Here is a 3,020-nt window from a genome sequence, read left to right as displayed (position 1 = left end):
AAACTGAAGACTCATCAATTCAYACAAACCGTTAGACTAGATCAAAGCCTCGACCGATTAGTATCATTCAGCTCCACACGTCGCCGTGCTTCCACCCATGACCTATCTACCTCATCGTCTCTGAGGGGTCTTTCTTGATTGCTCAAAGGGAAATCTCATCTCGGAGGGGGCTTCATGCTTAGATGCTTTCAGCACTTATCCCGTCCGCACGTAGCTACCCAGCGATGCTCCTGGCGGAACAACTGGTACACCAGCGGTGCGTCCATCCCGGTCCTCTCGTACTAAGGACAGCTCTCCTCAAATTTCCTGCGCCCACGACGGATAGGGACCGAACTGTCTCACGACGTTCTGAACCCAGCTCGCGTACCGCTTTAATGGGCGAACAGCCCAACCCTTGGGACCTACTCCAGCCCCAGGATGCGATGAGCCGACATCGAGGTGCCAAACCTCCCCGTCGATGTGGACTCTTGGGGGAGATCAGCCTGTTATCCCCAGGGTAGCTTTTATCCGTTGAGCGATGGCCCTTCCATGCGGAACCACCGGATCACTAAGCCCGACTTTCGTCCCTGCTCGACTTGTAGGTCTCGCAGTCAAGCTCCCTTCTGCCTTTGCACTCTTCGAATGATTTCCAACCATTCTGAGGGAACCTTTGGGCGCCTCCGTTACTGTTTAGGAGGCGACCGCCCCAGTCAAACTACCCACCTGACACGGTCCTCCAGCCGGATCACGGCTGCGAGTTAGAGACTCTATACGCAAAGGGTGGTATCCCAAGGGTGTCTCCACCGAAGCTGGCGCTCCGGCTTCACAAACTCCCACCTATCCTGTACATCGCGTACAAAGCCTCAATATCAGGCTGTAGTAAAGCTCCATGGGGTCTTTCCGTCCTGTCGCGGGTAACCTGCATCTTCACAGGTACTATGATTTCACCGGGTCTCTCGTTGAGACAGTGCCCAAATCGTTACGCCTTTCGTGCGGGTCGGAACTTACCCGACAAGGAATTTCGCTACCTTAGGACCGTTATAGTTACGGCCGCCGTTTACTGGGGCTTCGGTTCAGTGCTTCTCTTGCGATGACACATCCCCTTAACCTTCCAGCACCGGGCAGGCGTCAGCCCCTATACTTCATCTTGCGATTTAGCAGAGACCTGTGTTTTTGCTAAACAGTCGTTTGGGCCTATTCACTGCGGCTTATGTTGCCATAAGCGTCCCTTCTCCCGAAGTTACGGGACCATTTTGCCGAGTTCCTTAACGAGAGTTATCCCGCGCGTCTTAGAATTCTCATCTCGCCTACCTGTGTCGGTTTACGGTACTGGCGCCGACCTCCTTACTAGAGGCTTTTCTTGGCAGCGTGAAATCCGGTACTTCGCCCTACGGGCTCCACATCACAGCTCAGCCTTGTGTGTCGGGCGGATTTGCCAACCCGACGGCCTCGCTGCTTGTCCGTGCACTTCCAGTCGCACGGTTACCTTATCCTTCTGCGTCCCCCCATCGTTCAAACGGTGGTACGGCGGTACAGGAATATCAACCTGTTGTCCATCGCCTACGCCTTTCGGCCTCGGCTTAGGTCCAGACTAACCCTGAGCGGACGAGCCTTCCTCAGGAAACCTTGGGCTTTCGACGGAGGGGATTCTCACCCCTCTTTTCGCTACTCACACCGGCATTCTCACTTCCAAGCGCTCCACGGCTCCTCACGATACCGCTTCACTGCTGCTTGGAACGCTCCCCTACCATCCCTTACGGGATCCATAGCTTCGGTGGTATGTTTAGCCCCGTTACATTTTCGGCGCGGCGTCACTCGACTAGTGAGCTATTACGCACTCTTTGAATGATGGCTGCTTCTAAGCCAACATCCTAGTTGTCTGTGCAACGCCACATCCTTTTCCACTTAACATACACTTGGGGACCTTAGCTGATGGTCTGGGCTGTTTCCCTTTCGACTACGGATCTTATCACTCGCAGTCTGACTCCCGAGTACAAGTTGCCGGCATTCGGAGTTTGACTGAATTCGGTAACCCTGTGGGGGCCCCTAGTCCAATCAGTGCTCTACCTCCGGAACTCTTCACCTCGAGGCTAGCCCTAAAGCTATTTCGGGGAGAACCAGCTATCTCCAGGTTCGATTGGCATTTCACCGCTACCCACACCTCATCCCCGCACTTTTCAACGTGCGTGGGTTCGGACCTCCAGTCAGTGTTACCTGACCTTCATCCTGGACATGGGTAGATCACCTGGTTTCGGGTCTACGACGACGGACTGATGCGCCCTATTCAGACTCGCTTTCGCTGCGGCTCCGCCTCATCGGCTTAACCTCGCCCGCCATCGTAACTCGCCGGTTCATTCTACAAAAGGCACGCCATCACCCGTTAACGGGCTCTGACTACTTGTAGGCATACGGTTTCAGGATCTGTTTCACTCCCCTTCCGGGGTGCTTTTCACCTTTCCCTCACGGTACTGGTTCACTATCGGTCACTAGGAAGTATTTAGCCTTGGGAGATGGTCCTCCCGGATTCCGACGGGGTTTCACGTGTCCCGCCGTACTCAGGATCCACTCTGGAGGGGATACGATTTCGGCTACAGGGCCGTCACCTTCTCTGGCCGACCTTTCCAGGTCGTTCACCTATCCTATCCCTTTGTAACTCCGTATAGAGTGTCCTACAACCCCAGGAAGCATGCTTCCTGGTTTGGGCTGTTCCCGTTTCGCTCGCCGCTACTCAGGGAATCGAATTTTCTTTCTCTTCCTCCGGGTACTTAGATGTTTCAGTTCCCCGGGTTTGCCTCACGCCGTGCTATGTATTCACACGGGTGTCCCGCCAGTCTCCCGGCGGTGGGTTCCCCCATTCGGATACCCCTGGATCAAAGTGTACTTACCACTCCCCAGGGCATTTCGCTGTTCGTCGCGTCCTTCATCGGCTCCTAGTGCCAAGGCATCCACCGTACGCCCTTTCTACCTTGATCTAGCGTCTAAGACACACGGTCCTCACGGACCATATGTGAAATTAATTGGTTTGATGTCTTGATGAATCT

Annotated in this window: 1 rRNA gene; it reads right to left on the bottom strand. The window is 54.6% G+C overall.

Features of this window, described 5'->3' with window-relative positions:
* Nucleotides 1-37 precede the first annotated feature (37 nt).
* A 23S ribosomal RNA gene (locus tag B9Z54_RS24525) occupies nucleotides 38-2,951 on the bottom strand.
* Nucleotides 2,952-3,020 lie beyond the last annotated feature (69 nt).

The organism is Bacillus sp. P14.5 (assembly GCF_003316765.1).
Taxonomy (GTDB): domain Bacteria; phylum Bacillota; class Bacilli; order Bacillales; family Bacillaceae_B; genus Rossellomorea.
Note: the sequence above shows the minus strand (reverse complement) of the source record. Positions and strands in the feature narration are given on the sequence as shown.